Below are 24,737 nucleotides of genomic sequence, written 5' to 3'. Positions count from 1 at the left end.
AGAGAAGAATTTAAACTTAGTTGATACCGCAGCGCAGCACATCGCAGCAGAAACCATCACCACTTTAAATTATCTCACCGCAGATTACCTCAAACATCGTGACTTCTCCATAACTGGACTAACAGAACAAGTGAACCAGTCAGAACAAGTTAGACAGCAATCTCTTACTAATTTAATGGACTCCCCCAATAACACCGTAAAAAAGATGCTGGCCAGGAAACGCAACCGCCGTCAATAGCGGCCACCCTTCACTGTGTGGCTATCAAAGAACGTCACAGGATACTAAAGTTATTTCTGGCCTTACAAGTCTCAGGGGTGATTCTAGGGGGTGGTTTATCTGCAATCGCTAACCTTGACCCTTTAACTGGCCTTGGTTTGGGGATGGGTATTGGTAGTGTCAATTTTGGGGTGTCGGTAACAGTTTCAAAACCATAATCGGCGAACGAGCTACTGTGAAATAAGATATTCTCATTGATGTACAAAAAGTCGTTAAACCAAGGAGTGCTTCAATGAATGAATCAAAAAAGGCTGCTTATATACACGGTTATGGTTTTGAGGAAAAAGAGCGTTTGGTTCAACAGGCGTATTATTGGAAAGACTCTTTGATTCTCAAAAATCTTGATTTAGACAATGATAAAACATTGTTAAAAATTGGTTGTGGGGTAGGGGCAGTTTTGGGTATTTTAGGACAAGAATATCCAGGCTTAAATTTTGTAGGTATTGATGTTGAACCTTTACAACTTCAATTAGCTGATGATTATTTGAAAGGTCTAGGATTAAGAAATGTCAATTTACATCAAGGGGATATTAATAAATTACCTTGGAATGATAATCATTTTGACTATGTTTATGGGATTTGGATTTTAGAACATATTAAAGACCCTATTCTTCCCCTCTCAGAAGTTTATCGCGTCCTTAAGCCTGGGGGGAAATTTATCCTCACAGAAACCGATTTAAAAACGCTTTTAGTCTATCCAGAGCATCCTGATTTTGATTATCTAAAAGAGGGTTTATGGGCATTATTAGCCAGAAATGGAAATCCTTATATTGCTAGAAGAATGGGAGAACAACTCCAGGAAATAGGGTTTAAAAACGTAACTAATGAACCATTAGGCTTTAATTTTTGGCATCAAGAATTACAAGAATTTGTTGACTATGTAACAAAATGGTTAGCTCCAACAATTCCACAAATGGTTGAGCAATTAAGTCTTGAGCCTATCAAACTCAAATCAGGCTTAGATTATTGGCAAAACTTACCTAACATTCCTTCGAGTGTGGGAGGTATTATTATCTATCGATGCTTAGGCAGAAAATAGGGGCAAAAGTCGATAATCCTTATTATCAATTGACAATATAATTTAACTTATAAAATTGTGCCAATAATGTTCATAAGTGCTAATATAAAAGAAGAAATAATGTCGCTCTTATTTAATAAAGATGGTTGATAAAATAAATATTGTTGTTGCTAAGAACGAACATGGATATTCAGTTAATTTTCCTGAGTTAGATTCTATTGATTATCAAGATAGTTCTTTAGATGAGGTTTTAAATAGACTACAAGAGACTTTAGAAACTCATCTGAGGCAAGATGAACTTGGACAAGAAACAACAGGAGAGTCAATTTTAAACATGGTTAATAAGTATGATTTGATAGAAGAAGACCTTAATAACCTTCCTGTTGATGGTGCAGAAGAACATGATCATTATCTTTATGGAACTCCTAAGAAAAGTCAATGAAACAAATTTTTGCAGATACTTTTTATTGGGTGGCTTTAATCAACAATAAAGATAATTGGCATCAACGAGTAATAGAATTAACCTCTACTCTGAAAACTGTTGAAATTGTGACAACAGATGAAGTTTTGATTGAGGTCTTAAATTTTCTGTCAGCAACAGTTTCTTTGAGGGGGCGTACTGTACAATTTGTTGATGATATTATGCAGAATACTCATATTAAAGTCATCCCTCAAAATAGAGAGTCTTTTCTTCAAGGTTTAAATTTATACCGTCGTCGCTTAGATAAAGAATATAGTTTGACATATTGTATTTCTATGACGGTTATGCAACGTTTAAAAATTAATGAGGTATTAACTCATGATCATCATTTTAAACAAGAAGGTTTTATTATTTTATTTGAAGGTATCCTCTACATTGTTAATGGTATCTATCAAGCGTATTTTTTCTTGCTGAGGCAATCGGGGCTAGAGAAAATGAAAAAAATATCAGAGAATTACCAGGGATAATAAGATGCTTCTAACCCTAATTATTCTAATTGAACTTATTAATAAGTTAACCCCCTAAAATTGGGGGTTATAAATACTTTTGAAAGACTTATTAACTGACCTTGGTTTTGTCTTTTTTAGAGGGTTTTAGTTTGTGCTTGAGGGTTGAAGCTGCTCCGAGGGTTCCGAGAGCTAGAAGGGAGAGGGTTGATGAGGGTTCAGGAACCGAAGTTACTACTGCTAACTCAAAAGAAACATCTTGAGTGTTAGGAGATGGACCACCTGTGAAAACAAGTCCTAAAGAATTACCAGATGAAGGCCGACCATCTTTATTGTAAAAATAACCAAACTCACCACTAGGATTTTGCAGAAATCCTTGAACATTTACCGAGTTTAACTCATTAGTAAGTAAATTATAAGAAAATTCTAGATTTTGACTATTTTCTAGCAAGAAATTAGGTACATTTTCTCCTGATACGTACTCAAAAGACGAAAATTGTATTTCATTTTCAGATAAAAACCCATTATTATTATTATCCTTACCTGAAAAAAATCCAATTATTTTTCCATTATTAGGGAAACCTTCTTGTTTTAAATAAAAATTACTAGCTTGAACCTTCTCGGTTTTACTTACTCCAAAGATTATTATTAAGATAGTTAAAATCATAAACCTTTTACTATCTAAAATATTTAGATTATTAGTAGAATTTAAAATTGTTTTATTCATAAATTAACCTTTGCCTCTCGCCAGTATAAAAAGTTTTATGTCCAAAACAGCTATGAATAAATACTGATCTATCTATTAGGACTAAAACTAAACTAACAGCTATCTCAAAATCTTTCAATCCAACCCAAAAAGAGACTAACCTAAGTATTATTAGACAATCTTATCCATATTATTCAAAGTACGACAAAGATTGTCTAATAATATCCATATTTATCCTAATAATTAACCCTTTTTTCTCCTTCACAATTCGTTACTTATTGAAGCAACAATACTTAATGTAATATTCTGAGAGCGCAATGAGGAAACCATGGCCACCCCTGGGAATACTAAAGTTAATTCTTATTTTGTAAGGAATATCAGTTTTTGCGGGGGTTTCGGCTCCCGTTTTTTTTTGTTGGGGGCAAAAGCTCCCTTTTTCACAAAGATACTAATATGGAGATCGCCTTAAAGACTGATAACTGCTTACTGGCATAATAACCATAAAGCCCAGTTAACCCATGAGAAAACTAATCCTTTGCTTAATCCTTGTCTTAGTGCTATCAGGCTGTTTACCGCAGCGTCAAACAACAACTTTAACGCCTCCTTCCCCTCAGACTGCCCCTTCTGCTCAAACGGCATTACCCAACTGCGTCAATTCAGATTGTAATTGTTCAGACTTTGCCACCCAAGAAGAAGCACAAGCGGTCTTAAATGCTTTTCCTGATGACCGTTTTAAACTTGATAGAAATTCTGATGGTGTTGCTTGTGAATCTTTACCAAAACAAGGAACTATCACCCAAGCCCCTCAATCAACTCCCCAAACCCTGGTAACTAATGGCAGTGTTCACTTAAAGTTAGGCAATTCTAGTAATGCCGGAACCAGTGACCTCAATAATTACCTACTCGAAAAGCCTCAGTTTGTCATGAGTTATAACTGTAGCAAGGGGATTCCTAATTGGGTTAGTTGGCAACTCAATACAAGCTGGTTAGGCAATGTTGAACGTTCTGAGGATTTCAGACCTGACCCTGACTTACCCAGTGGTTGTTATGCTGTGCGCCCTAATGATTACAGAGGCAGTGGTTTTGACAGAGGACACATGACCCCATCAGGCGATCGCACGAACACTGAACAAGATAACAGTGCCACTTTTGTGATGAGTAATATGATTCCCCAAGCAGCCGCTAATAATCGGGAAGTATGGGCTGAATTGGAAAAGTACAGTCGTGAGTTAGCAAGAGAAGGAAAAACTCTTTATATTGTTGCCGGAGGGGATGGACAAATTGAAACCCTGGCTAATGGTAAAGTTTCGGTTCCTGCTAATACTTGGAAAGTAGCAGTAGTTTTAGGTAATCCCAATGCTCCTGTTACTGAAAAAACAAGGGTAATTGCTGTTAGGATTCCTAATACCCAAGCGGTAGCTAATACTGATTGGAAACAGTATCGTGTTTCAGTTGACCAGATTGAAAAGGTGACAGGTTTTGATTTCTTATCAAATGTTTCATCACAGATTCAATCAAAAATAGAGGGGCGAGTTGATAATCAGTAATTAATCGTTTTTATGGCGAGGATCTGAGTCGGGAGGATGCCAACCTGCTACTACCCAAAATCGACGGGCGATTTGAATTGAAGCTTCATCACGGCGTTCATCGTTGACATCTAGGCGGAAACAAGTGCCTCTCCCTATAGCAGTTGTCCCTAAAATGCGGACACCGTTAAGAGTCCAAATAAAATGCTCTGACCATTGTTGCTGACGAGGGTTAAACAGGGGGACTTCCTTGTTGGTTTGAGGATCTAAGCCAGTGGTGAAATTATAATGACGTTCATTACAACGATGACAAGCTAATGCTAAATTGCTATCCTCATCAGAGCCGCCTTTTGACTGAGGAAGAATATGATCAATGGTGAAACGATCTGGGCTTAAGTATTCGGGGGAATGGCAGTATTCACAGAGATATTTCGCTCGTCGTCGGACAAGTTTTCTAGTTGGGAGGGACACCATTGGCTTTTTGTGGCAATTTGAGCATTAATAAGGGTAAAAATTCGTTCTAGTTCCGAAATTCCCCTGTATTCTGCTTCTTCTTCTGAGGAAAGGGAATTAGTCTTTTTCTTCGTTAAAAGTTCTTCAAAACGGGTCTGTAGCTGATTCGTGAAACTGAACAGGTAAATATTGCCAAATTCTCTCATTTCTACCCCATTCGTCATTAGGGATGAGGGGTTAACCATTAATTGGGGGGTCATGGTTTGTCAACTAAGTATTTTAATTTAATCTATTATAATCTAATTAATAGAAATAAGTCAAAAATATTAGCTCATAAATAAATAAATAAATTTACAGGTCTTAAACATTTTACCGACCAGACAAAATAATAGTTTTCAAGTGATGATTGAAATGGGTCAAACACAGCATCAATTTACGATGACAGTAGAAACTGATAACTTATGTAATCAACCTTTGCAAATTATTCAAGGCGATGATAAGTTTCATTCTCTCTTTCAGTGGAATCGAGAATTAGCTCAAAAAATCTATGAGCTAGTTGCTCAAGTTTATAACCAACATCCTCTTAATTTTCCCATTAGTTTAGACACAAGCGTATGGATTAAATAGTAATTAATTCTTTATTCGGCTTCTACATAGCCAAATACAGCATATTCCATTGCTTGACGATAATTTTTCAGTCCTACCCCTAGCAATTCCTCTAATTTTTCCACTTCTTTTATTGTTAAATCTCCCCTTTCCATTGCATAGTGCATTTGTCCTAATATGATTAACTTAGACTCAAGGGGCATAAGATGTTTGAGTCCTTCGCTAATAGTATATTCAAAATCCTTGAAAACGCTCTCCATTTTCTATATCTTCTAACCCTCAATAACCTTCGTTTGTAACCCTATTAATTGACTTCCTACTTTACCCAGAATATAAACAGAGTAGAGTTGATAATCAGTAATCAACCTAGATAAACGGAATATGACTGATACAGTCTTGATAATCTTGTGGATTTCCTAATTCAGCAATGAGAATTAAATCATCTATAATTTCTCCAATACTTGCTTTGGGACGCAAAACAAAAATGCCAGGGATATGATGATTTTGAGAAAGATGTTCGGCTAAATGAACGGGCATTGAAGCGCGATTATTCGTTACTAAAATAAACTTATTTTGTTCACACCAAATCAAAATTTCTGGATCTAATGTGCTTTTGGGAGGAACACCAGGATCGCCTATCATCCATACGGTTAAGTCTGATTTACGACGGAGTAATTGTTCCCTGTAAAGGGGAGGGAGATTTTCATCTAGTAGATACTGAATACTCATTAATATTACTGATTTTAGTTGTTCTTTCTGCTTTCAATTGACGAAGTTTTAGAAGATGTTCTGGGGGATTTTCATCCTGTTCTTTAGCAGATTTTAAACAGTATTCTAACCAGTTGGTCATATAGTTTGTGATTGTCTCTTTATTATGGAGATAATAAAGAATAGTGGCATAAATTTGCTCTAGGGTTAAACTTGGATAAAGTTGAGCAATGTCTTCTGGATTTTTGGCTCGATAGATATACTCATATAAAAGGGTTTCAATCCCAATGCGTGAGTTTTTTAGTCGAATGTCGTTGGGGCTTAAAATATTGAAATAGTCTTCAAGATTTGTCATAATTCATCCATGAAAGTAAAAGGCGCACTATTTCAATTATAATACATATTTTAAAATTATCTTTAGTTACTTAATAGTTATCTTCTCAATTAAGTTTCAATTGCCTTCGTTTTTAACCCTATTAATTGCCCTGAACATTGACCAATAATATAAATATCAATCTCACACTTACCCAGTTTATAAACCTTGACATCCTCTAAGTTTTCTTTAAGGAAACTAACTAATTCTTGATAACGCTTAACTTCTGCTGTTTCCTCCTCATTGTGCCAGTCTTGTTCAGTTGTACAATGACAAAAGAAGTCATCAATGGCCATCGTCTTAATAGCAGTATCCGGTGAATGTCCCGTCTTAAGGCAAAGTTGTTCAGGAGTGATGGTCAAATCATCCCAGACAAAAACCTCAAAGGGATAATCAGCTTCACTCGGCCACAGTAAGCCATCAGTGAGGGTGTTAAGTTGATTGAGTAGTTCAGTTGAGGCTTTCATCATTACAAATGGGAGCGATCATCTTATATTTACACAGGTTAGGAGATATGGGCAGGAAATCCTACACCACCTTGGGAGTGGCGACGTTCTCAATAAATGCCAAAATTAGGATTAAACCAAACCATTGTTACTTCTGCTTCTAAATTACCTCTCTGATTCCTGATTTTTTGACGGGCTTTACTTTCAATTACAAATCCATGCCTTTCATAGAAGCAAATAGCTTTTTGGTTGCTTTGATGGGGGAGTAGTTCAAAGCGGAGAATATGAGGCATATTTCTTTGAATTTCTGTGAGATAAGCCTCAATAAGTTGACCTCCATAGCCTTGATTTTGCCAGAAAGGATGTAGCATCATCGTGGCATTGGTTAACACATGAGCTTGACAACCAAACTCAGAGGTAAAAGCCTTAAGATAACCAATAATTGACCCCTGATTTTCTAATACTAAAATAAGTCCCCTTGTTAGTCCCTTATTCACTTCTTCTTGAACATAAGACCAAGTAATTTCTGAGTCTTCTTGGGTCAAATTCCCTGGACTCTCTTGAGCCACTATTTTATAGAGTTGATAAATCTGCCAAATATCATCGAGGGTGGCTTTACGAATAATGACAGCTTGCTCTTTTTGGCGATTTAGACAAACGGTCGAGGACTTAGTGTTTAACGCCGCTTTCATGACTGCTTTCCCCCCTGCTCACTTCTCTATCTTTATTATGACTCTTTTGGCAAAATTTCCCCCTCACTGTCAATCTTTGTCTTATCTCTCTCCATTTTGACGTTCGTTACTATTTCTTTAACGATAAACCCTATGATTGTTGAAGCACAACAGCAATTACTTGAAACAACATTAATCGCACAAAGTAACCGTACAAGGCGAATTCAGTTTGATAGAGGTGCTACTTCAAAAACTGTTAAAGATTCTGTTATTAGAGGAACCAGAAATATTTATTTAGTGGGAGCCTCAGCACAACAAACTATGAAAATTTCTCTAAGTTCCCTAGAAAATAATGCGGTTTTTGATTTAGTAACTCCTAAAGGTACAGTCATTAAAAAAGAAGTGACAAGTGCTAATTTAGTTTTGCCATTAAACGGGGACTATAAAATCATTGTTGGTGGCACAAGAGGAAATGCTACTTATCAATTATTTGTTGAAATTAATAATGCCGTAAAATTATCACTCCTCTAAACTTTTGAAATCTTGATCAAGTCTATAAACATTAGGCTGAGTGTCTGATTGTTTAAAAGGTCTATTGCTTATGAATGGGGAATTGCCCTTAAATATTTGTTTGATAAAATTGATCACAATAGGATTGCTAACATCAAACAATAAATCATGGGCTTTTTGCACTTGTCCCCCTTTAGTAAAATCTATATAAATAGCTTTCTGTGCCGTAAAGTCTTTCGTATTATTCCCTAAACGATTATTGACATTTAGATTATTTAAACGAAATTTATGAAAGGCTCCAGAGATCGTCAAAATAAAATCATGTCGATTAACGGTAATATAGATATTTTTACTAAGTTTTATTTTATTAATCCATTGTTCATGTTTGGGGTTATCGACATCAGCTTGATGTAAAATAATGCTATCAAAAAAATCGGCAACCTTACTAGATACTAGATTAAGAGTAGTGTTTTCAACGACATAGTTACCTAGACTATGGCTAAGCAAAGTAAATTTTATTCTTTGTCGAGAAAGATTATCAAGACTAGAATCTTCAATCCATTGACTGAGAGTGGTGAAGACTTTAGCTAAAGTTATTGCAGAAGACTTGGCAATAGATAAGGCTTCTCGATATTCTGATTCTGCCTCAAAAAAGTCTTTGAGAGAGTTTGAGTTACCTTGTGGATTAGATGGCCAAGAAAATAGGATAACATTAACATCATATTGAACTGAAAGTCTACGACTAGAATCTAAAGCGTGACGAGAAGACTGATTAAAACCAGGAATATAAAAGACCCATTTCCTCGAAAAAGTGTTATTTTCAATCCCCTTAATTATTTCTAGAAAAAGTTGTTTGATTGAGGGATTTTCAGCGGTTAAATTGTCATTTTTACTGACGGGTTCTATTAACCACGATTTTTGATTTTCTTGATAAAAAGCTTTGGCGATTGTTATTTTATCAGCCCCTTGAGGATTGAGGATTTCACCCAAAAAATTCTCATCGTTGCGATTGTCATTGATAAGACGATTAGAAATTACTATAATCACGGATTTTAAAGAGATTGATGATCTTTCATAATTATAGCCTGTATCTTTATTATTTCCACTCCTTCCCAAACGGTTGACCCCAATACGGCCAACATTCCTTATTGAACGGTGATCTATAGCGTAAAATCAAATCTCGTTCCCATTCTAACAAGACTTTTTTATCGGCAGGAATATGTTCCCAAAAGGCAGACACCACTGCCACATCAAGTTTATGGATTCGGTGCAATTGGATATAATTTCTGATATAATCCTTACAGTAATGAACTCCTGACCAACGCTGATTAGCTGTTAACTTGGTTTCTCCACAATATAACAAAATTGGTAGAGTATTATCAATGATAAAATAGAGATAACCGTTACTACTTTCATCTTCAAACTGATTTTTAGTTTCTGGCATTCTCCAAAACAAAGATGAGTGTATTTTTAAGTCAAAGGGTTTAATATCATCAACGGTATGCCAAGAAGTTTTAGGCAAATCAAATAAAGTTTGTTGTTGCGGTGGTTGACTATTTCTAACTTGATTCTGATAGTTAAATATTCTCTGTTTCCATTTAATTAATGCTTCTCTGTCCATGATTAAACTTTCTTTTCTAGGAAACAGAGAAGACGAGTTATCATCAAATAAGTTAAGTTGTTTCATCAGATAGAAATCTTAAAGCAGTTCTTGGGAATACTAATCATATCAGAATCAATGTACTCCCTTGACCAATTTCGTTATCATTAAAGCTACTCCTGGCCCTAAAACCGATGACCGTATCCTTGAACTACTCAAAAACCATCCCCAAGGTCTGACTGTTAAAGAACTCAGTGAGCAGCTTAACCGTCCTGTCTCAATGATCCAAACTTGTTTAAAGTTATTAGTTTCTAGCCAGAAAGTAACGGTTAAGAAAAAGGAGATGGTCAAGGTTTATTATTTAAGATCACCCACAAAAGAGATAGTATCAATTATATGACAACTGATGATAAATCTGAAGTAATTGCCATTAACGAGGCTTTTTATCGAGCTTTTGAGAAAAGAGAACTTTCTGCTCTCAGTCAAATCTGGTGGCAAGGGGCGGGCAGCACCTGTATTCATCCTGGTGGTAACGTTCTTAAAGGATGGGAGCCTATTCGTACTTCCTGGGAAACTATCTTTAAAAACACCGATTATTTAGAAATTGATACAGAGATTATTAACATTGATATGGGTCAAGAAATCGCTTATATTGTTCTGATTGAAAAAGTTACACAAGTTCATAAAGGGAAAAAATTAGAAGCTTTATCAATGGCCACTAATGGATTTAGGAGAATGGCACAGAAATGGTACTTAGTTCATCATCATGGTAGTCCTATTATGAGGAAATAAATAGTCTATAATTAAACAGTTAGAATAAGATAAAATCTAATCTGGATTTAGAGTATGAAGTTTTTGATAAATCTTAACATGATCTTGGTTTCTTGTTTGGCGATGTTCCCCAATGTTGTGAAGGCCGAGCAAATATTATTGTTGAACCTCCAATACAGATCTGATACAACCACGACCAGAGAGATTCAGTTTTATGGAAATGATATTGATCCTAATTCCACATCTATTGACGACAGCTTTTCGCTAAAAATAGACGGAAAATCAATTGAAGTGCCTGAGCCATTATATAGAAGACTTGAGACATTACGGCGTAGTTTTAGCTACGACAGTCTTTCAGGAGGGATTCAAGAACCACCCCAGAGCATAGTTAGTTGTAATTTGGGAGGACCGGCTGAGGGAATGATTCTTAAAGCCCGCTATCTGACTTATAATCCTGAATGGAAAATTGTTGATCATGAAATGCGACCAGTATTTGGTATGGCTGAAAACTGTTTATTTAAAGAGCTTTACAAACCAGTTAATTCAAATGCGAGGGAGGATGCGCGAGCGGTGATTGAAATTTTGAATACCCTCAGTTTGCTAGGTTACAAGGAAATTCAATAATTTTTAATTCTCAACAATGCCCCTTAATTTACCTTCTCAACCAGGCACTTATTGTTTAGTTTTTCACTGTTCAACCTCATCACCAGTGACCATAGGCAAACTAGGAACTTATCAGATTAAACCTGGTTATTATTGTTACATTGGTAGTGCCTTTGGTCAGGGTGGACTCAAATCAAGAATTACTAGACATTTAAAGATTAATAAACGTCATCATTGGCATCTTGATTATCTTAGAGCGAGTTTAACCCCTCTTGAACTTTTGTATTCAACTGATACGATGAAACGAGAACATCAATGGGCTGAGTTGTTACTCAAAGATGAACATTCAAACATTCCCATTAAAAAGTTCGGCTCATCAGATTGTGATTGTCCTGCTCACTTATTTTATTATGAAGTAAAACCAAGATTAGAATTTTTTATAGCCAAATCGTTGATAATTACTGATGACTAAATATAAGAATCTTCCCTATAAACATATTGGCTTTTGCGCTGATGGTGACGCATGGTTCAACCTTGAAAAGTACAAGAAAGCACTATATTTTTATGATAAAGCCTTAAAAATTAAACCTGATTACATTCGAGCTTTGCATAACAGAGGCACAACATTACAACAATTAGAAAGATATGAAGATGCTCTTTTTTCCTATAACAAAGCTTTAGAATTGGACTCAGATAACTATCAAAGCTGGTTGGGACGGAGCATAGTTTTAAATAAATTAGGAAAACCTGAAGAAGAACTAGCCTCTTGGGATAAAGTGTTAGAGATAAAAGCTGATGAAACAGCTTGGTTTTGTCGAGGTAATGTTTTAGATGATTTAGAAAGATATGAAGAAGCTATCATTTCTTATCATGAAGCATTACAAATTAAATCAGATTTTTATCAAGCTTGGTATAATAGAGCAAATACACTATTTAATAACGAACAGTATGAAGATGCTATCCAATCTTGGGAGAAAACTTTAGAAATTCAACCTGATAATACAGATGCTTTAAATAATATAAAAATCGCCTCGGAAATTTTACAAAAAGTAAAAACAAATGAAAATCCCTCAATGTGATCGCTGTCTCCTCTACGCTCATAACCCGCACATTGTCTGCGCGGTGCATCCCAATGGTGTCACAGAAAACCATTGCCCAGACTTTAGAGAAGACCCAAACTTCAAAGAGGAACAACAATGGGCCCCAGAGGGTTATAGTTTTTATAATGGGGAATTAATACTCAATAGAAGACCAAGATTGACCAGAGAACAACAGTTAGAAAGGCTGAACACTCATCATCTGTTTACTGGTGTTTGTCCTCAGTGTGGGCATCAATTTAATCTTAATAATCCCCCTAAAATTAATTGGGACTGTCCCGTTTGTTCTTGGGTTGATGATTCAGTTTGATAGCGTCTCAATTACCCTATTTGTGGGTTTATTTGTGTAATCTACGAACTTAAACATAGAAACAATAAGCCTACTCATTATTATAATAGAAAAACGGGAAACGTTGAGAGAATGGACGAATAATCAGCTTGGATTAGAACGATAAACACCAAGTTTTTTGAGAACCTTTTTCCAATAGTTTTTATGATGTCCGGCTGCTAAAGTTCGACTGATTGGATCTCTAATATAACGAGCTTCCTTTTCATCGACATTACCATAAAGACCTTGAACTACCTCGGTGATTGTCCAATCTCGTAAAGATTGGGAGGAAAAAAGTTTTTTGATCGCTTCAACTCTACTTAATCCTTGATATTCTGGTAATATAGGAATATCAGACGTTTTTTTCTCAAAATTGGTTTGATAAGTTTTAAGTTTTTCTACACCACTTATTAACCAAAAATAATGACCTTTATTATTTTTGAAGTAATCAATTCCTATGATAAAATTGTCTGAATATAAATTTTTTAACTCATAGATTTGTTCTCTATTAATTGATAATAATTCTGCCACTTTTATAGTGGGTAAAACCTCACTTTGTGCTGTCTCACATTGTTCTACAGTTGGTAAAGAGATTTCTTTTGCGTAAACTTGCTCATCATTATTATCATCAATAGCCTTATCATCTACACTACTATGAATTATGCTTTCATTCTCTTGATGGGTTTGGCTATGGGTATCAAAACTCCCAACAGTCGATGAAGAATTTTTTTCTTGAGTATTCTCTTGGGCAATTGATAATGAAATTGGTTGAGGAGATTCATCTTCTAACCAAGATGCTATAGCACTCGCTCCGCAAGACCGCACTTTTTGAGTGGCCAACGCAGGATCATTTCCTAGCAATGCCTCTACATGGGCGAGTTGTTTGGCTGCGGCGATCACAGCTTGTTCATGGTAGTCAATTAAATCGCAGTAATATTGGGCTAACTCATGTAAGTATTCGGTGGCGTGTTGTGGTGGTGTTGGTGGTTGAATCACAGTTGATTTTTGCTATGCTTGCTTGAACCGTTGAAAGACAGTAGATATTAATAATTAAATACCATCTGCGCGGCTCGAAAACAATAGTCAGGATAATTAGGGTTATCAGCTTCTATTAAAGGAATCCCAATGGCATCAATATATTCATGATACTGAGACAAAGTACAAGGTTGTGAATAACCCCGTTCAACTAAAAAAGTAATAAAGTCCAATTCCTGTCCCCATAAAGCGACTTGTTTGGCCTGTACATTCTTTTGTATTTTCTGTCCATCAGAGCGCAAGTTTTCATCTCCTAAAGCTGACCAAATATCAACCGCTAAATAATCAACAGGTTCCGATGGAATCCAGTTTAAAGCATCAGCAATGATAATAGATACTTTCTCCCAACCTGGCCAAGAAGTCGCATCTGTAATCTGATAAAACAATTTAACAATGTCAGGATCATTCTCAATTACTGTTACTTTTTTAACTTCACTTCTTAACAGAACGTTATACAGTAATAATCCCATACCTAATCCCATCAGTACCGTATGATCCTTAGCCGCCAAAGCATGATGAGATTGACTTTCTAATTCCATTGGGGTCAAACTCATCCAAAGTATTTGACCCCGACATAAACGATAATTATTAACAACAGATTGAATTGAGGTAAAATACCCTCTTGATAATGGAGTTTCTTTTTCTTCTAATTTCCATTCTCCGTATTGACCTGGACGATATTGAGGAACTTTCAAAGGCTGATAAGGTGGCGTATGATATTCTAATACTTCTGATAGTTGAGCTAATAATTCTTTTGTTGGGAATTGAGTTGATAATTCTTGTGTATTTTCTCGTTCTTTGTTTTCTGTTACCTCAACAACCCTCACATTAAATCCCTCCCACTCTTGTATCGTGAAACCACATTCAACATCTTTAGGAAACCTTGTGGCCATCTCCTTCCATGCCCCTTCAGGACTATTGGCTTTGATATAGTATCCTTGTCGTGCAGTAATATCATCACGTCCAATGCAGTCATGAAGATAGGAAGCGTTACGGGTACAGCGATATTCAGGCATGAGTTGAAGCGATAAAATAAAAGTAAGTATTGGAGGAATCAACATGATTGTACCTTACCTGCTGGCATGGATTCCCATGGTCTTCATCGCTATTCTCAATGGCATTATTAGAGAGTCAACTTATGGAAAGCCCCTCACTGAATTACAAGCGCATCAAGTTTCGACATTAACTGGAGTCTTGTTATTCGGTTTCTATATTTGGGGATTAACTTATCTTTTCCCGTTGACTTCATCTATTGAAGCTATTATGATTGGGGTTCTCTGGTTAGGATTAACTGTCATTTTTGAGTTTGTTTTTGGTTATTATGTGGCCAAACATTCATGGCAAAAACTGTTAGAAGACTATAATTTATTCGCTGGTCGAGTGTGGGTTATTGTTCTTCTTTGGATTATGACGGCTCCTCTCATGTTTTATCATTTACACTAGCTTAAGTAATTCTTTGGAAACATAGAGTTTACCAAATATCGATAAACTGCCTTCATCATCATGATCTCGTTCACAATCATCCCAGACAATTACAATATCATCGGTCACATCAGGGTCAATGCCATTCTGACGAGCGCGTGCTTTCAAATAGTCCACAATTGACTCATAATTGAATTGGTCTACTTGTTGATAAAAGTACATGGGTTGATGGTTACTTGTGATTAAAGATATTAATTATTACTGTCAAAAATTTTCTAACGCTGGTAAGAATGGGTTAAATGTTAGCCGCAAGGGAGGAATTGCCCTTAATAAGCCAGTTCTTCTCCTATCAATTATAGAACTAATTGAACGAGGAAAGATCACAAAAAATCGAATTTACCTCACTCCTGAACTGATTGCCACTTTTCTTAAACTCTGGACTGACTTAGACATTCATCGTCATCCTGACATTGGTTTACCTTTTTTCCATCTCAAAGGTGATAGTTTTTGGCATTTTAAAGGTAACTCAGGGTTTGAATTTGTTGAATCCCCTCAATCTAAAGTCAAAGTAAGAACCATTAAAGCCTTGAATGAAGCTGTCGATTATGCTTACCTTGACCCCGAACTGTTCGCTTTACTTTCTCAACTAACCTTTAGAAATCAACTGACCTTAGTTTTAATTGATTCTTGGTTCTCTGATAAGACCCCACAAATTAGGCGATCGCTTTCTGTTGATGCCCTCGAAGACCTAGAAAATCGATTATTGGCCAGTGGTGGCAAAGTGTATCAACGGCAAGAGATTGAAAAAGAAGATGAACAAACCATCATTGTTAGAGATGGGGCGTTCCGTAAAGCGGTTACATCTGTCTATGGCTATCGCTGTGCCTTCTGTGAGTTACAAGTGTTCAATAACCTAGAAAATATTGTCGATGGCGCACATATTAAACCCTTCTCTCAATTTTATGACGATCGCATCAATAACGGATTATCCCTCTGCAAAAATCATCATTGGGCATTTGACCGTTTCTGGTTCACTATCAACGATGACTATACAATAGAACTATCTGAAAGTTTACACGAAGATTCCCCCCATTCTACCCCCATGAGTCAGTTTCAGGGTAAAAGACTCTCGCTCCCTAATAATGAACGATATCACCCTTCCTCTGAATCCCTCGCTTGGCATCGTCAATCTTTCTTAGATAAACAAACAGCTTAATAAAACTTATCTGTTAGAGATTGCCTTTACTTCGTTTACGAAGTAAAATAGAAGGTAATTAGTTAGGAATAAATTAATGACTAAACAAGAAGCAGATATTCTTCATGAAGCAATGGAAAAAATGTTAGAAGAATGTGACGTTAACGAAAATGATTTTAAAAGTGAGATTGTTGAAGGATATTCTGGAAGGGGAATGTACGGAAAGGAAACTTATGCACTGATTATTAATTCTTTTACATCTCTGCTTCGAGCATTAATGACCTTTCCTGAATTACTCTATGATGAAGATGAAGGAAATTCGATTGCCACCAATCAAATCATCAGTAATTTTCAGACTGATAAACTAGGAACTTCTATCGTTATTTACTAAGGAAAATTAATTAGATGATGATGAATATAATCAATAAAGGAGTTAACGTTTGAAAAGTTTAGAACAACCCTTCCTTGGATTAATTAAAGAGTTAAAAAACAAATGTTCTCAAGTCAATTGTCTTGAGGATGTGAGTGATGAATTTGGACAACTTTTAACTGAAACATTGAAAGGGTACTTGATGATTAAATGGGCAAGAGAAACACATTTTTTTGAGAATGTCGAAATCACTGAGAATGTTCCAAATGATGATGAAAACATTTTTTAATTTTGTAGCACAGTCTGGACGGATTAGCTGTTGTGATACTCATAATGGCAAAATGCCTGTAACCATTGATGTAGAAAAAACAACGATTCAACTGTTCAATTCATTTTATCGATGTTATTTACCACCAGAGTTTTGTGACATTACAAATAATCGCCCGTGGGATGGCTACTATGACTATGGAATGGGAGTCAAGGTAAAAGAAGAAACCACTCACCCTTATTTTTTTGTTCAGCCTTACACTTCAGGAATCGGTCACTTGACGATTGTGCATCCTGAAAATGCACGATTTGTCTTTGATAATCTATAAATTCGTGATGCTTATTAATAGAATTGAACCGTAATGAGAGGAATCTAATAAAATGACATTAAGCTTATCTGATCAAGAACTAAATAACCTCTATGAAGCTGATAACAGAGGGTTTATCAATGAACGAGATCGGGTGTATTTACCAAGACTTGTAGAAGACATAAAACTGCGCCAAAAATATCAATTTACTCGTCCTCAAAGCCGTCAATGGAATACTGAAATCAAAAGTCATTTAATTGAGTCTATAATCTTCAATATTCCTGTTGCTCCTATTATCCTTTATACATCTGATGATAATGTGTATGAGGTCATTGACGGGAATCAAAGACTCCGTGCGATTATCGATTTTTATGACAATAAATTTGAATTAACTGGTGTTGAAGTTTATCCTGAATTAAATGGGTATAATTATCAATCATTACCCTACAAGATAAGAGATCGTCTTGATAAGCGCAGGTTAGTTGTATGTATTGTCATTAAACCCTCAAATAATCAGTTAACTGATGAGCAGTGTAAGCAATTAATTCGTGAACGGTTCTCCTCAGAAATTGAAGAAATCAGTCAAGAGAAGAATCCGAATGATTTGTGGTTTGAAGAAGATGGATTGTGGTTTCATCCTGTAGAAGATGGATATCACGGAGCATTGGAAAAAAATGGTGAAAAACTAATAACTGTTTATGGTGGGAAAGTTCAAATTTCTAGTTATCTTCCATCAGATATTAACAAAGCTAGAAAGATAGCTAAACTCTATGAAAAAACTATAACTAAGCATTTACTCATGAACTTGTAATCGGGTGATGCACAAAAAAAATAGTTACCATTAAAACTTTAGTCAAACCATGAGATTTAACAAAGCCAAAGAAGAAGCTAAAAAACGAGGATGGGAATTATATAAATGCGGCGACCCTGCCGCACCTAGCCGATACCGTTACTATAAAACGGGTTACATCGTAGTTGATGGAGAACATTCTCATCGTTGGGGGAAGTTAGGTGATTTTGTTTATAACTGCCTAGAATTAGGCCGATGGATTGATGGATTTATGCGAAGGTCTTAACTTTTAGGAATTAACCAATATGACTAATTGGGAAGCACAATTTAAAACAGCAGAATTGATGGCAATAGAAGCACATCAAGGACAACAATATGGCAACTTTCTTTATCATCATCATCTTCAGGAAGTGGTTAATATTTTGATTAAGTTTGGAGGCACTTTAAATAATCCTGAAATTGCTCCCATTCTCATTGCTGCTTGGTTGCATGATAGTCTTGAAGATACCAGTTTAACCTATGACTTAATCCTTAACAAATTTGGTCAAGAAGTTGCTGATATTGTTGAAGCTGTAACTGATGAACGAGGAAAAAATCGCAAGGAACGGAAAGCCTTAACTTATATTAAAACACGGCAAAATGAGAAAGCAATTATCCTTAAATTAGCTGATAGAATTGCTAATATCAGAGCTTCACAACTAGACAATCCTAAAAAGTTGAAAATGTACAGTAAAGAACAACAAGACTTTGAACAGGCTTTAAAAGCTTATTCAAGTAGCCAGCTTTCTCAACAACTTTGGAAAGAATTAGAACACAGTTTGACTGCTTTTCACTAAACTTCTTATCTTCATTAAGATAAAACTATTATGAACTTACAATCTAATAATCTCAAACAACAGGAAATGATAGAAATGGCTATTCTGGAAGGTAAGAAAAAATGTGATTCTAACACAGTAGATTATCCCCTTGAATTTTTCATTGAACAGATTAGTCAAGAACAAATCAATGATGAGCTTAACTGGGATGCTTTACAACAATCTTATTTTATAGAATCTGTATTGATGGGTTTACCTGTCCTTCGGCTCATTATGGATAATGATAAAAATATTATCGATGGTAAGCAAAGATTGTACACAACGATTAACTTTGTCAATGGTCATTTAAAATTAGAAACACTTAAAAAATTATCAACTTTAAATGGCTTCCACTTCCAAGACTTATTACTACCTAGACAAAGACGATTCAAGAGGATTACTGTGAGAACAATCGTCATCTCACCGTCATCTGATATATCTTATTGGCTAGATTGTCAAAGTTAGTAAATATAATGAAACTTATCACTCTCAGATTACCTAAACAACCAGGGACAAGGAACCGCGCTCTTGTTCTCAGAGAACTTGCTAATGATCCTAATGCTAACTATTCCACTTGTTATGAAGATTTAGACACCAGTTTGAATGACCGTTATAGTCAAGGTCATTACTTTAAAACTTATGAGGAAGCTTTGTCCGATTTTCAAGAACGTTGTCAAAAAGAATTTGATTTCTGTGAACAAATTCTGTCTGCCTATTGGGGAAAAAAGTAACTAATGGATACTAATTAAAGAATAACTATTATGTATTATGGATTTCGTTGTTATAATCAAGAAGGTAAACCGATGGGATGGCTTTATACGGCTCATCAAGAATCAGAGTTAAATTGTATAGATAATCCAATTTACTTTGATTGGTGTAAACGTTGGAAAACTGAACAAGGAGCCAAGAAAAATTTTGATTATTATCATCAACGATGGCAATTAAAATCCGGTGGTTATCTTCAAATAGAACTGATGCCTGAAATAGTAGAACAGAAAGAAACTCAGAATCGTACCAGTCAACAAAAATGGGATGCTAAACATCCTTATATTATTAAACAATCTAAGGTAAAATATGACAAGAACAATCCTGTTTGGTCATTTCGTCCCACTTCTGAATTACGAGACTGGCTAGAAAAAGAACGATGGAATACGGAAGAAGGTAAACCTGAAACTAATGCTCAATTAGTGATTCGTAAATTAAACAAGTTAAAACAATTAGAATCTCAAGGATATTAAACTCATGTCAATCTCAATCTTAAGACAATTGCTTCAACAGTATTCTGTGCTAGTGAACAAGTCAGGAAAAAATGCTCAATATAAATATAAGACTTTTTATGAATTAGTGTTAGAAATAGGTCAAGAAATGAAACCAACGACAACCCCAAAAGAATTAATGGGACAGCCCAAGAATTGTTATTATAATTGTCAATTGATTGCTTTTGAACACCCTGACTTAACTTATTGTGAAGGTTTCACCCTTTCTAATAATATGCCCTTTCCTCTTGCTCATGCTTGGTTATTAGATCACTCAGGAATGGTTATTGAACCAACTTGGGAAGAACCCGCCCAAGCTTATATCGGGATTCCTTTTTCAATAGCTTTTGTTAAGTCTATTCTGAAAGAAAGAGAGGATAAAAAGCGAAGTAATTATTTAAGTTTATTTGAATGTAATCATTTAGAAGGTTATTCATTCTTGAAAGAAGGTCTTCCTTCTGAAGCTTATTATGTTTTAGAAAAAGGTTAAAGCAATTATGACTAATGATGAACGAGAAATGGCCAAACAAATTAATCAATTAACTCGTCAGTCTCCTTTCTATGACAAATTTAATCAACTACGGTACAAAAGTCCTAAAGGTTTTATTGATTATGATACTGTCACCTTTGAATCGGCTAGACTGTTAACCAGTTATCAGTTTTATGAACCTTCATTCTTTGACCAAGATTTTACTCATAAAAATTCTTTGATTATTCTCAATCAAGCTTATCTAATGGGCTTTAAACCTTTTTGGCTTGATGAGAAGTTATTTGAGGCTTTTAATTATACCCAATTACCTAAAGCTCTGAGAGAAATTAAGCGCATTACACCTACTGGTTTATTATTTGTTCCTCCTAAGTTAACCAATCCTGATGGAGTTCCGATTAAATGGATTTTCTTTTACCATCGCTTAGCTGCTGAGTCGGTTCCCACCATTGAACTACTTAATGCTAAACTTGATGTGCTTTCTCAATCGGCTGATTCTTTAAGTTGGTTTACCGTCTTAGAAGATAGAACTCAATATGGTGTTAATCGTCATTTAACCATTACAGATGATGAACTGATTGAAGAATCTTATGATATGCACATCAACACAATTCTTCAAGATGATGGCAAAAATATTGATACTAAAAGTGAAAAAGAATTTAGCGATCGCGTAACAATTTTACTCCTTCAAACTTTACTGTATTTACAACTGAAACCTAATCAATTAACTGAGTCGATTAATACTGATAGTACCAGGAAGAAAAAGATAAGTAAAAAGCAAAAATTAAGCCCTTATATTATTGGTGAAGATTATCAGGTTAAAGCAGATAAACAATATGATTCAGCCCAAACTGGTAACAGTAAAATGACTCATTGGCGACGGGGGTTTTATCGCTGGCAACCTTATGGGCAAAAGGAGCAACAACAACATAAGTTAATTTGGATTGAACCTGTATTAGTTAATGGTTGATAGCCTTCCCCCCTTCCTTGGGAACACTAACGGTAACACGCCTGGGAATACGTCATGTTTAAAATCTTATCAGTCACCCGTAAACAACCCACCACCGTCAATTATCAACAGTTAATGATAGAATTCCTAACGGGCATCGTTGAAGGCGTAAGGGCTGAACCTGACCCTTATAAGGCAGATTGGAAATACTGGTGCATTCAAGAAATTTTACTCGAACATGGGCAGTTCATGGAAGGAGGACAAGCGCAACAAATCGGCATCCCTCAACAATGTTATCAAAACTGTTTAAGTATAATATTCGCTCCTGAAAATCCTGAAGGTTTAATCTATTGCGAAGGCTTGGCTTTGTCTGATACAACTAATGTTTATCCTATTGAACACGCTTGGGTAATGTTTGATAATGAGGTAATTGATGTTACTTGGAATGAATTAAGTCCCTGTTATTTTGGAATACCTTTTAATCGGCAATGGGTCATGGAAAAGACTGAAGAAAAACAAACATCAGGGGATAGTGAAATTAACTTCTTAAATTATAATTCACCTTTAACTCTGAATCTTCTTCAGTATGGTTTACCTGTTGAGGCTAAAATAATTGATTAAGTTTTGTATCTGCGACAAGGACGCAGATAAATTATGAGTCATTATCCTGTCATCCTCATCCCTAAAGTTCTCCAAGCTCAACGAGAACACCTTCCCCAACCCATTAAACCAACTTATCCCAACCGTCCTAAACAACCACCACCATTACCCCCAGAACCCCAACCCTTGAATGTTAAAGCATTTCTTACTTGGGGGGGAATGGGATTATTTATTAGCATTGTATCAGGGCTTCTGTTAAGTGTTTTTAGTCCTGGGTGGGGAGCCGCCATAATGAGTTTAGGTTTAGTTATCAGCTTAATCTTAATAGGAATTAATGCTTCTGTTCAGCTTAAATCATTTCCTCAACGTAAACAAGCTCACGAAGAATTACAACAACGGTATTTATTAAGATTAGATAATTATGCAATCGCTTTAGCTAAATTTGATAATAAACAAGCTAATTATGGAACAGCGTTAAGGGAATACGGGGAAGCTTTAAAACTTTGGGAACAACAGGTTAAGGGAAATCAAAATCAATTACCATCTATTTTAACTGACTTGGTAAGTTATCAGGGTATTAATAGTCAAGCTAAACGAGGTCATTCTGAGGAAAGATTTGAAGGTTATTTAAAACAGTATTTTGGTAATAAAATTAAAACAGGGGTTTGGTTACAGAATACTGATTATGACAAAGGTTTTCATTATACTCCTGACTTTGCTTATATTGATGAAGAAACTAATTTACACATTGATATTGAAATTGATGAACCTTATGGCTATAAAAGGAGACAACCTTTACATTACTTAAACTTAGAAAAAGAAATAATCAGAGATGAGTTTTTCCTTGACTGTCTATGGATAGTAATAAGATTTAGTGAGGAACAGGTTGTTAAATATCCTCAAAGCTCTTGTAAAGAAATCGCTAAAATTATTAATGAAGTTACAGGGAATGATTCTATTTTATCCCGATTTCTTGAAGTAGAAAATATTGAACCTATTGAGCGTTGGACTTATGAAGAAGCTTTGGAGATGGCGAGTCAGGATTATAGAAAAGGTTATTTGTAGAGAAGCGTTACTGTCGCACTCGCGGAGCGCGAGATCACACCTTGGGAATTTAGGGAAAAATCGACCAAAAGTTGCCTCCCTGAAATTAATTAGATACTTTTGACTAAGATTGTTAAATATTTTTAAAAGGTATTTGACTACGTTTGTCTAATTTATTATTTTAGCGTTAAGTTTCTTGTAGTTTTTGTCAGATTGAATTGGATTTAAAATATGCTTGAAGCAAAACTAGTAAAGTGAAATGGTATGTTTTGGCCTAGAGATTTGCAGACTTGGATAGAAGTAACATCGAATTTAAGTATAATATTTGGTGCCTTTATTACAGGATTATGGGTATACAGTAAATTTATTGCTGAGAGAGGGATTATCCCCTCTGTCAAATTTGATTTAACCCTCGAAAATAAAGGGGTTCAGAGCGATAAGTATCTTTTGGAAATATTTCTTTATCTAAAGAATTTAGGTTCTTCAACTTTAGTAGTACACAATCTAAGAATAGATTTACGTTACTTAAATCAGACAGATGACGCTCTTATTTTCGGAGATGAAAATAAAAAAGGAAGGCTAAGCTTTATAAACTCTCTTGAAGAAGATCTCTTGTTCGACGTTAATGTATCTCCTGTTAAACCGCAATCTTCTGGGAAAGGATTGAAAAAAAACAAAATTGAAAAACTACTTGACAGAATTCTTTTTTTTAAGGTGACTATGCAGGAAGAAAAGCGAGGTATCAAGGTTATAGGTCATGATACTTTTGTTCGACCACAAATAGAGCAGATTTATACTTTCGGAACAGTGGTTCCAAAGTCCGCAACCTATATTCTTGTATGGTCATCCTTTGAATATAAAGTTTATCCATCACGACTACAGCTAGGGATTCTTCGCTTTAGCCGAGTTCTTGGCTTGACACAATTTAACTTGACTCATATTACAAAACCACATACCTTTGAGCGAATATTTAATCTTCAAGAAAGTAGTGTCAAATCTTCATCCTGAAGTTCGCAGTCTAACGTTGCCCATCACCCGCCGCAGATAAGCTTTACGTCATAACCAATTAATTCTCGTCGGTCGGTGTGCATGGGCTTTGTTAATATGTCACCAGAATTTAAAGGACATAAATTTGTCACTTCGGACAAGTTAATTGCCTCCAGGACACACATTTTTACTTCGGACAAATAGAGATAACCTCCCTTTTTTTTATGTTAAGTTCCTAACTACAAAATTTTTATTACTATTTGATTGGTGGCGATCGCTCGTTATTCTTTTTGGTAAGTTATAGCAGTCAAACTAATTTTAATAATTCACCAATATCTAAATTGAGAACCGCCGTCCGTGCGCCCAAAGTTAATGGTGCAGAATACAAGGTTATCGTGAGGAGGCGCACCGACTAGACTTTGAAAATAAATAGCTCCCGTCCGTGGGCGGGAATGAAAGTTAATGGTTACAAACAAAGTTAATAGTCCCGCCCACCGACTGACTACTGGTGAGGGGGTTATTGTTGGTGATCTAACCATGGCCAGGATGAAGC

At 35.5% G+C, this 24,737-nt stretch carries 41 protein-coding genes and 1 pseudogene; 29 read left to right on the top strand and 13 right to left on the bottom strand.

Going from position 1 to position 24,737, the window contains the following annotated elements:
• The 4 genes and pseudogenes from VB691_RS22780 to VB691_RS22765 form a co-directional block, all read left to right on the top strand.
• On the top strand, positions 1–238 hold a 238-nt coding region (locus tag VB691_RS22780; RefSeq protein ID WP_416245450.1), incomplete at its 5' end, for a hypothetical protein.
• 271 nt (positions 239–509) lie between these two features.
• Entirely contained in the window at positions 510–1,316 is an 807-nt protein-coding gene (locus VB691_RS22775; RefSeq protein ID WP_323293823.1) for a class I SAM-dependent methyltransferase, read from the top strand.
• Positions 1,317–1,437: 121 nt separating this feature from the next.
• Positions 1,438–1,737 carry a hypothetical protein gene (locus VB691_RS22770; protein ID WP_323293822.1) on the top strand — a complete coding sequence of 100 codons (300 nt, stop codon included), beginning with the start codon at positions 1,438–1,440 and terminating at the stop codon, positions 1,735–1,737.
• Positions 1,734–2,138: pseudogene (locus VB691_RS22765) on the top strand (type II toxin-antitoxin system VapC family toxin); the annotation flags it as partial. The gene VB691_RS22770 and the pseudogene VB691_RS22765, both read left to right, overlap by 4 nt.
• A gap of 196 nt (positions 2,139–2,334) precedes the next feature.
• Here VB691_RS22765 and VB691_RS22760 read toward each other — a convergent pair.
• Positions 2,335–2,949, bottom strand: coding sequence for a PEP-CTERM sorting domain-containing protein (locus VB691_RS22760; RefSeq protein WP_323293821.1), 615 nt, complete (start codon positions 2,947–2,949; stop codon positions 2,335–2,337).
• A 497-nt stretch (positions 2,950–3,446) separates the two neighbouring features.
• Between VB691_RS22760 and VB691_RS22755 the strand changes: the two genes are divergently transcribed.
• A complete protein-coding gene (locus tag VB691_RS22755) occupies positions 3,447–4,475 on the top strand; it encodes a DNA/RNA non-specific endonuclease (protein ID WP_323293820.1) in 1,029 nt (342 codons plus the stop codon).
• Here VB691_RS22755 and VB691_RS22750 read toward each other — a convergent pair whose 3' ends face one another.
• Positions 4,476–4,928: an HNH endonuclease signature motif containing protein gene (locus tag VB691_RS22750; protein ID WP_323293819.1), complete on the bottom strand. Its 453-nt coding sequence runs from the start codon at positions 4,926–4,928 to the stop codon at positions 4,476–4,478. It abuts the gene before it with no gap.
• Positions 4,847–5,167, bottom strand: coding sequence for a hypothetical protein (locus tag VB691_RS22745; protein WP_323293818.1), 321 nt, complete (start codon positions 5,165–5,167; stop codon positions 4,847–4,849). Before VB691_RS22745 ends, VB691_RS22750 begins: the two co-directional genes overlap by 82 nt.
• Positions 5,168–5,318: 151 nt before the next feature.
• On the opposite strand from VB691_RS22745, the gene VB691_RS22740 reads away from it, so the two are divergent.
• The gene (locus tag VB691_RS22740) at positions 5,319–5,534 is read left to right on the top strand and encodes a hypothetical protein (RefSeq protein WP_323293817.1); all 216 of its coding nucleotides are present in this window, start codon (positions 5,319–5,321) and stop codon (positions 5,532–5,534) included.
• 11 nt (positions 5,535–5,545) lie between these two features.
• On the opposite strand, the gene VB691_RS22735 is transcribed toward VB691_RS22740, so the two are convergent.
• The 5 genes from VB691_RS22735 to VB691_RS22715 form a co-directional block, all read right to left on the bottom strand.
• Positions 5,546–5,773, bottom strand: a complete 228-nt coding sequence (locus VB691_RS22735; RefSeq protein WP_323293816.1) for a hypothetical protein — start codon at positions 5,771–5,773, stop codon at positions 5,546–5,548.
• Between the two features lie 106 nt (positions 5,774–5,879).
• Complete coding sequence (locus VB691_RS22730; protein WP_323293815.1) at positions 5,880–6,242, bottom strand: DUF5615 family PIN-like protein; 363 nt, start codon at positions 6,240–6,242, stop codon at positions 5,880–5,882.
• Positions 6,217–6,576, bottom strand: coding sequence for a DUF433 domain-containing protein (locus tag VB691_RS22725; RefSeq protein WP_323293814.1), 360 nt, complete (start codon positions 6,574–6,576; stop codon positions 6,217–6,219). The genes VB691_RS22730 and VB691_RS22725 overlap by 26 nt, the downstream gene beginning before the upstream one ends.
• Positions 6,577–6,665: 89 nt before the next feature.
• Positions 6,666–7,064 carry a nuclease A inhibitor family protein gene (locus VB691_RS22720; protein ID WP_323293813.1) on the bottom strand — a complete coding sequence of 133 codons (399 nt, stop codon included), beginning with the start codon at positions 7,062–7,064 and terminating at the stop codon, positions 6,666–6,668.
• Between the two features lie 86 nt (positions 7,065–7,150).
• Positions 7,151–7,732, bottom strand: coding sequence for a GNAT family N-acetyltransferase (locus VB691_RS22715; protein WP_323293812.1), 582 nt, complete (start codon positions 7,730–7,732; stop codon positions 7,151–7,153).
• Between the two features lie 132 nt (positions 7,733–7,864).
• Between VB691_RS22715 and VB691_RS22710 the strand changes: the two genes are divergently transcribed.
• On the top strand, positions 7,865–8,242 hold the full coding sequence (locus VB691_RS22710) for a hypothetical protein (protein ID WP_323293811.1): 378 nt from the start codon (positions 7,865–7,867) through the stop codon (positions 8,240–8,242).
• Here the strand turns inward: VB691_RS22710 and VB691_RS22705 are convergent.
• Both VB691_RS22705 and VB691_RS22700 read right to left on the bottom strand, forming a co-directional pair.
• Positions 8,231–9,268 carry an alpha/beta hydrolase gene (locus VB691_RS22705; RefSeq protein ID WP_323293810.1) on the bottom strand — a complete coding sequence of 346 codons (1,038 nt, stop codon included), beginning with the start codon at positions 9,266–9,268 and terminating at the stop codon, positions 8,231–8,233. The genes VB691_RS22710 and VB691_RS22705 overlap by 12 nt on opposite strands.
• A 49-nt stretch (positions 9,269–9,317) precedes the next feature.
• Complete coding sequence (locus VB691_RS22700; RefSeq protein ID WP_323293809.1) at positions 9,318–9,908, bottom strand: GIY-YIG nuclease family protein; 591 nt, start codon at positions 9,906–9,908, stop codon at positions 9,318–9,320.
• Positions 9,909–9,969: 61 nt separating this feature from the next.
• On the opposite strand from VB691_RS22700, the gene VB691_RS22695 reads away from it, so the two are divergent.
• From VB691_RS22695 to VB691_RS22670, 6 genes are read left to right on the top strand one after another with little or no spacing between them, the layout of a single operon-like run.
• Positions 9,970–10,221 carry a winged helix-turn-helix transcriptional regulator gene (locus tag VB691_RS22695; RefSeq protein ID WP_323293808.1) on the top strand — a complete coding sequence of 84 codons (252 nt, stop codon included), beginning with the start codon at positions 9,970–9,972 and terminating at the stop codon, positions 10,219–10,221.
• The gene (locus VB691_RS22690; protein WP_323293807.1) at positions 10,218–10,613 is read left to right on the top strand and encodes a nuclear transport factor 2 family protein; all 396 of its coding nucleotides are present in this window, start codon (positions 10,218–10,220) and stop codon (positions 10,611–10,613) included. The genes VB691_RS22695 and VB691_RS22690 overlap by 4 nt, the downstream gene beginning before the upstream one ends.
• Positions 10,614–10,667: 54 nt before the next feature.
• A complete protein-coding gene (locus tag VB691_RS22685) occupies positions 10,668–11,216 on the top strand; it encodes a hypothetical protein (RefSeq protein WP_323293806.1) in 549 nt (182 codons plus the stop codon).
• A gap of 16 nt (positions 11,217–11,232) precedes the next feature.
• Positions 11,233–11,667: a GIY-YIG nuclease family protein gene (locus VB691_RS22680; RefSeq protein ID WP_323293805.1), complete on the top strand. Its 435-nt coding sequence runs from the start codon at positions 11,233–11,235 to the stop codon at positions 11,665–11,667.
• Complete coding sequence (locus tag VB691_RS22675; RefSeq protein WP_323293804.1) at positions 11,660–12,274, top strand: tetratricopeptide repeat protein; 615 nt, start codon at positions 11,660–11,662, stop codon at positions 12,272–12,274. Before VB691_RS22680 ends, VB691_RS22675 begins: the two co-directional genes overlap by 8 nt.
• Positions 12,255–12,602: a hypothetical protein gene (locus VB691_RS22670; protein WP_323293803.1), complete on the top strand. Its 348-nt coding sequence runs from the start codon at positions 12,255–12,257 to the stop codon at positions 12,600–12,602. The genes VB691_RS22675 and VB691_RS22670 overlap by 20 nt, the downstream gene beginning before the upstream one ends.
• 123 nt (positions 12,603–12,725) lie before the next feature.
• On the opposite strand, the gene VB691_RS22665 is transcribed toward VB691_RS22670, so the two are convergent.
• Both VB691_RS22665 and VB691_RS22660 read right to left on the bottom strand, forming a co-directional pair.
• On the bottom strand, positions 12,726–13,616 hold the full coding sequence (locus tag VB691_RS22665) for a hypothetical protein (protein WP_323293802.1): 891 nt from the start codon (positions 13,614–13,616) through the stop codon (positions 12,726–12,728).
• A gap of 47 nt (positions 13,617–13,663) precedes the next feature.
• Positions 13,664–14,716, bottom strand: coding sequence for a hypothetical protein (locus VB691_RS22660; RefSeq protein ID WP_323293801.1), 1,053 nt, complete (start codon positions 14,714–14,716; stop codon positions 13,664–13,666).
• On the opposite strand from VB691_RS22660, the gene VB691_RS22655 reads away from it, so the two are divergent.
• Complete coding sequence (locus tag VB691_RS22655) at positions 14,715–15,098, top strand: hypothetical protein (protein WP_323293800.1); 384 nt, start codon at positions 14,715–14,717, stop codon at positions 15,096–15,098. The two genes, VB691_RS22660 and VB691_RS22655, sit on opposite strands and share 2 nt — an antisense overlap.
• On the opposite strand, the gene VB691_RS22650 is transcribed toward VB691_RS22655, so the two are convergent.
• A complete protein-coding gene (locus tag VB691_RS22650; protein WP_323293799.1) occupies positions 15,090–15,299 on the bottom strand; it encodes a hypothetical protein in 210 nt (69 codons plus the stop codon). The genes VB691_RS22655 and VB691_RS22650 overlap by 9 nt on opposite strands.
• Before the next feature lie 16 nt (positions 15,300–15,315).
• Between VB691_RS22650 and VB691_RS22645 the strand changes: the two genes are divergently transcribed.
• The 15 genes from VB691_RS22645 (at position 15,316) to VB691_RS22575 (ending at position 24,205) form a co-directional block, all read left to right on the top strand.
• Positions 15,316–16,293 carry an HNH endonuclease gene (locus VB691_RS22645; RefSeq protein ID WP_323293798.1) on the top strand — a complete coding sequence of 326 codons (978 nt, stop codon included), beginning with the start codon at positions 15,316–15,318 and terminating at the stop codon, positions 16,291–16,293.
• Positions 16,294–16,369: 76 nt separating this feature from the next.
• The gene (locus tag VB691_RS22640) at positions 16,370–16,663 is read left to right on the top strand and encodes a hypothetical protein (protein WP_323293797.1); all 294 of its coding nucleotides are present in this window, start codon (positions 16,370–16,372) and stop codon (positions 16,661–16,663) included.
• Between the two features lie 49 nt (positions 16,664–16,712).
• Positions 16,713–16,931, top strand: coding sequence for a hypothetical protein (locus VB691_RS22635; RefSeq protein ID WP_323293796.1), 219 nt, complete (start codon positions 16,713–16,715; stop codon positions 16,929–16,931).
• Entirely contained in the window at positions 16,909–17,238 is a 330-nt protein-coding gene (locus tag VB691_RS22630; RefSeq protein ID WP_323293795.1) for a hypothetical protein, read from the top strand. Before VB691_RS22635 ends, VB691_RS22630 begins: the two co-directional genes overlap by 23 nt.
• Before the next feature lie 52 nt (positions 17,239–17,290).
• Positions 17,291–18,028, top strand: a complete 738-nt coding sequence (locus tag VB691_RS22625) for a DUF262 domain-containing protein (RefSeq protein WP_323293794.1) — start codon at positions 17,291–17,293, stop codon at positions 18,026–18,028.
• A 49-nt stretch (positions 18,029–18,077) separates the two neighbouring features.
• Positions 18,078–18,293: a hypothetical protein gene (locus VB691_RS22620; RefSeq protein ID WP_323293793.1), complete on the top strand. Its 216-nt coding sequence runs from the start codon at positions 18,078–18,080 to the stop codon at positions 18,291–18,293.
• A 19-nt stretch (positions 18,294–18,312) separates the two neighbouring features.
• The gene (locus VB691_RS22615; protein WP_323293792.1) at positions 18,313–18,843 is read left to right on the top strand and encodes an HD domain-containing protein; all 531 of its coding nucleotides are present in this window, start codon (positions 18,313–18,315) and stop codon (positions 18,841–18,843) included.
• Between the two features lie 30 nt (positions 18,844–18,873).
• Positions 18,874–19,326 (top strand): DUF262 domain-containing protein, encoded by a 453-nt coding sequence (locus tag VB691_RS22610; RefSeq protein ID WP_323293791.1) that lies wholly within the window; start codon positions 18,874–18,876, stop codon positions 19,324–19,326.
• A gap of 8 nt (positions 19,327–19,334) precedes the next feature.
• Entirely contained in the window at positions 19,335–19,592 is a 258-nt protein-coding gene (locus VB691_RS22605; RefSeq protein WP_323293790.1) for a hypothetical protein, read from the top strand.
• 30 nt (positions 19,593–19,622) lie between these two features.
• A complete protein-coding gene (locus tag VB691_RS22600; RefSeq protein ID WP_323293789.1) occupies positions 19,623–20,099 on the top strand; it encodes a hypothetical protein in 477 nt (158 codons plus the stop codon).
• Positions 20,100–20,103: 4 nt separating this feature from the next.
• On the top strand, positions 20,104–20,607 hold the full coding sequence (locus tag VB691_RS22595; protein ID WP_323293788.1) for a hypothetical protein: 504 nt from the start codon (positions 20,104–20,106) through the stop codon (positions 20,605–20,607).
• 7 nt (positions 20,608–20,614) lie between these two features.
• Positions 20,615–21,574, top strand: coding sequence for a hypothetical protein (locus VB691_RS22590; protein ID WP_323293787.1), 960 nt, complete (start codon positions 20,615–20,617; stop codon positions 21,572–21,574).
• A 54-nt stretch (positions 21,575–21,628) separates the two neighbouring features.
• Entirely contained in the window at positions 21,629–22,174 is a 546-nt protein-coding gene (locus VB691_RS22585) for a hypothetical protein (protein WP_323293786.1), read from the top strand.
• Between the two features lie 33 nt (positions 22,175–22,207).
• Complete coding sequence (locus VB691_RS22580; protein ID WP_323293785.1) at positions 22,208–23,218, top strand: hypothetical protein; 1,011 nt, start codon at positions 22,208–22,210, stop codon at positions 23,216–23,218.
• Positions 23,219–23,461: 243 nt separating this feature from the next.
• Positions 23,462–24,205 (top strand): hypothetical protein, encoded by a 744-nt coding sequence (locus VB691_RS22575; RefSeq protein WP_323293784.1) that lies wholly within the window; start codon positions 23,462–23,464, stop codon positions 24,203–24,205.
• Positions 24,206–24,737 lie beyond the last annotated feature (532 nt).

The organism is Crocosphaera sp. XPORK-15E (assembly GCF_034931425.1).
Classification (GTDB): domain Bacteria; phylum Cyanobacteriota; class Cyanobacteriia; order Cyanobacteriales; family Microcystaceae; genus UHCC-0190.
This window is presented reverse-complemented; position numbering and strand designations above follow the sequence as displayed.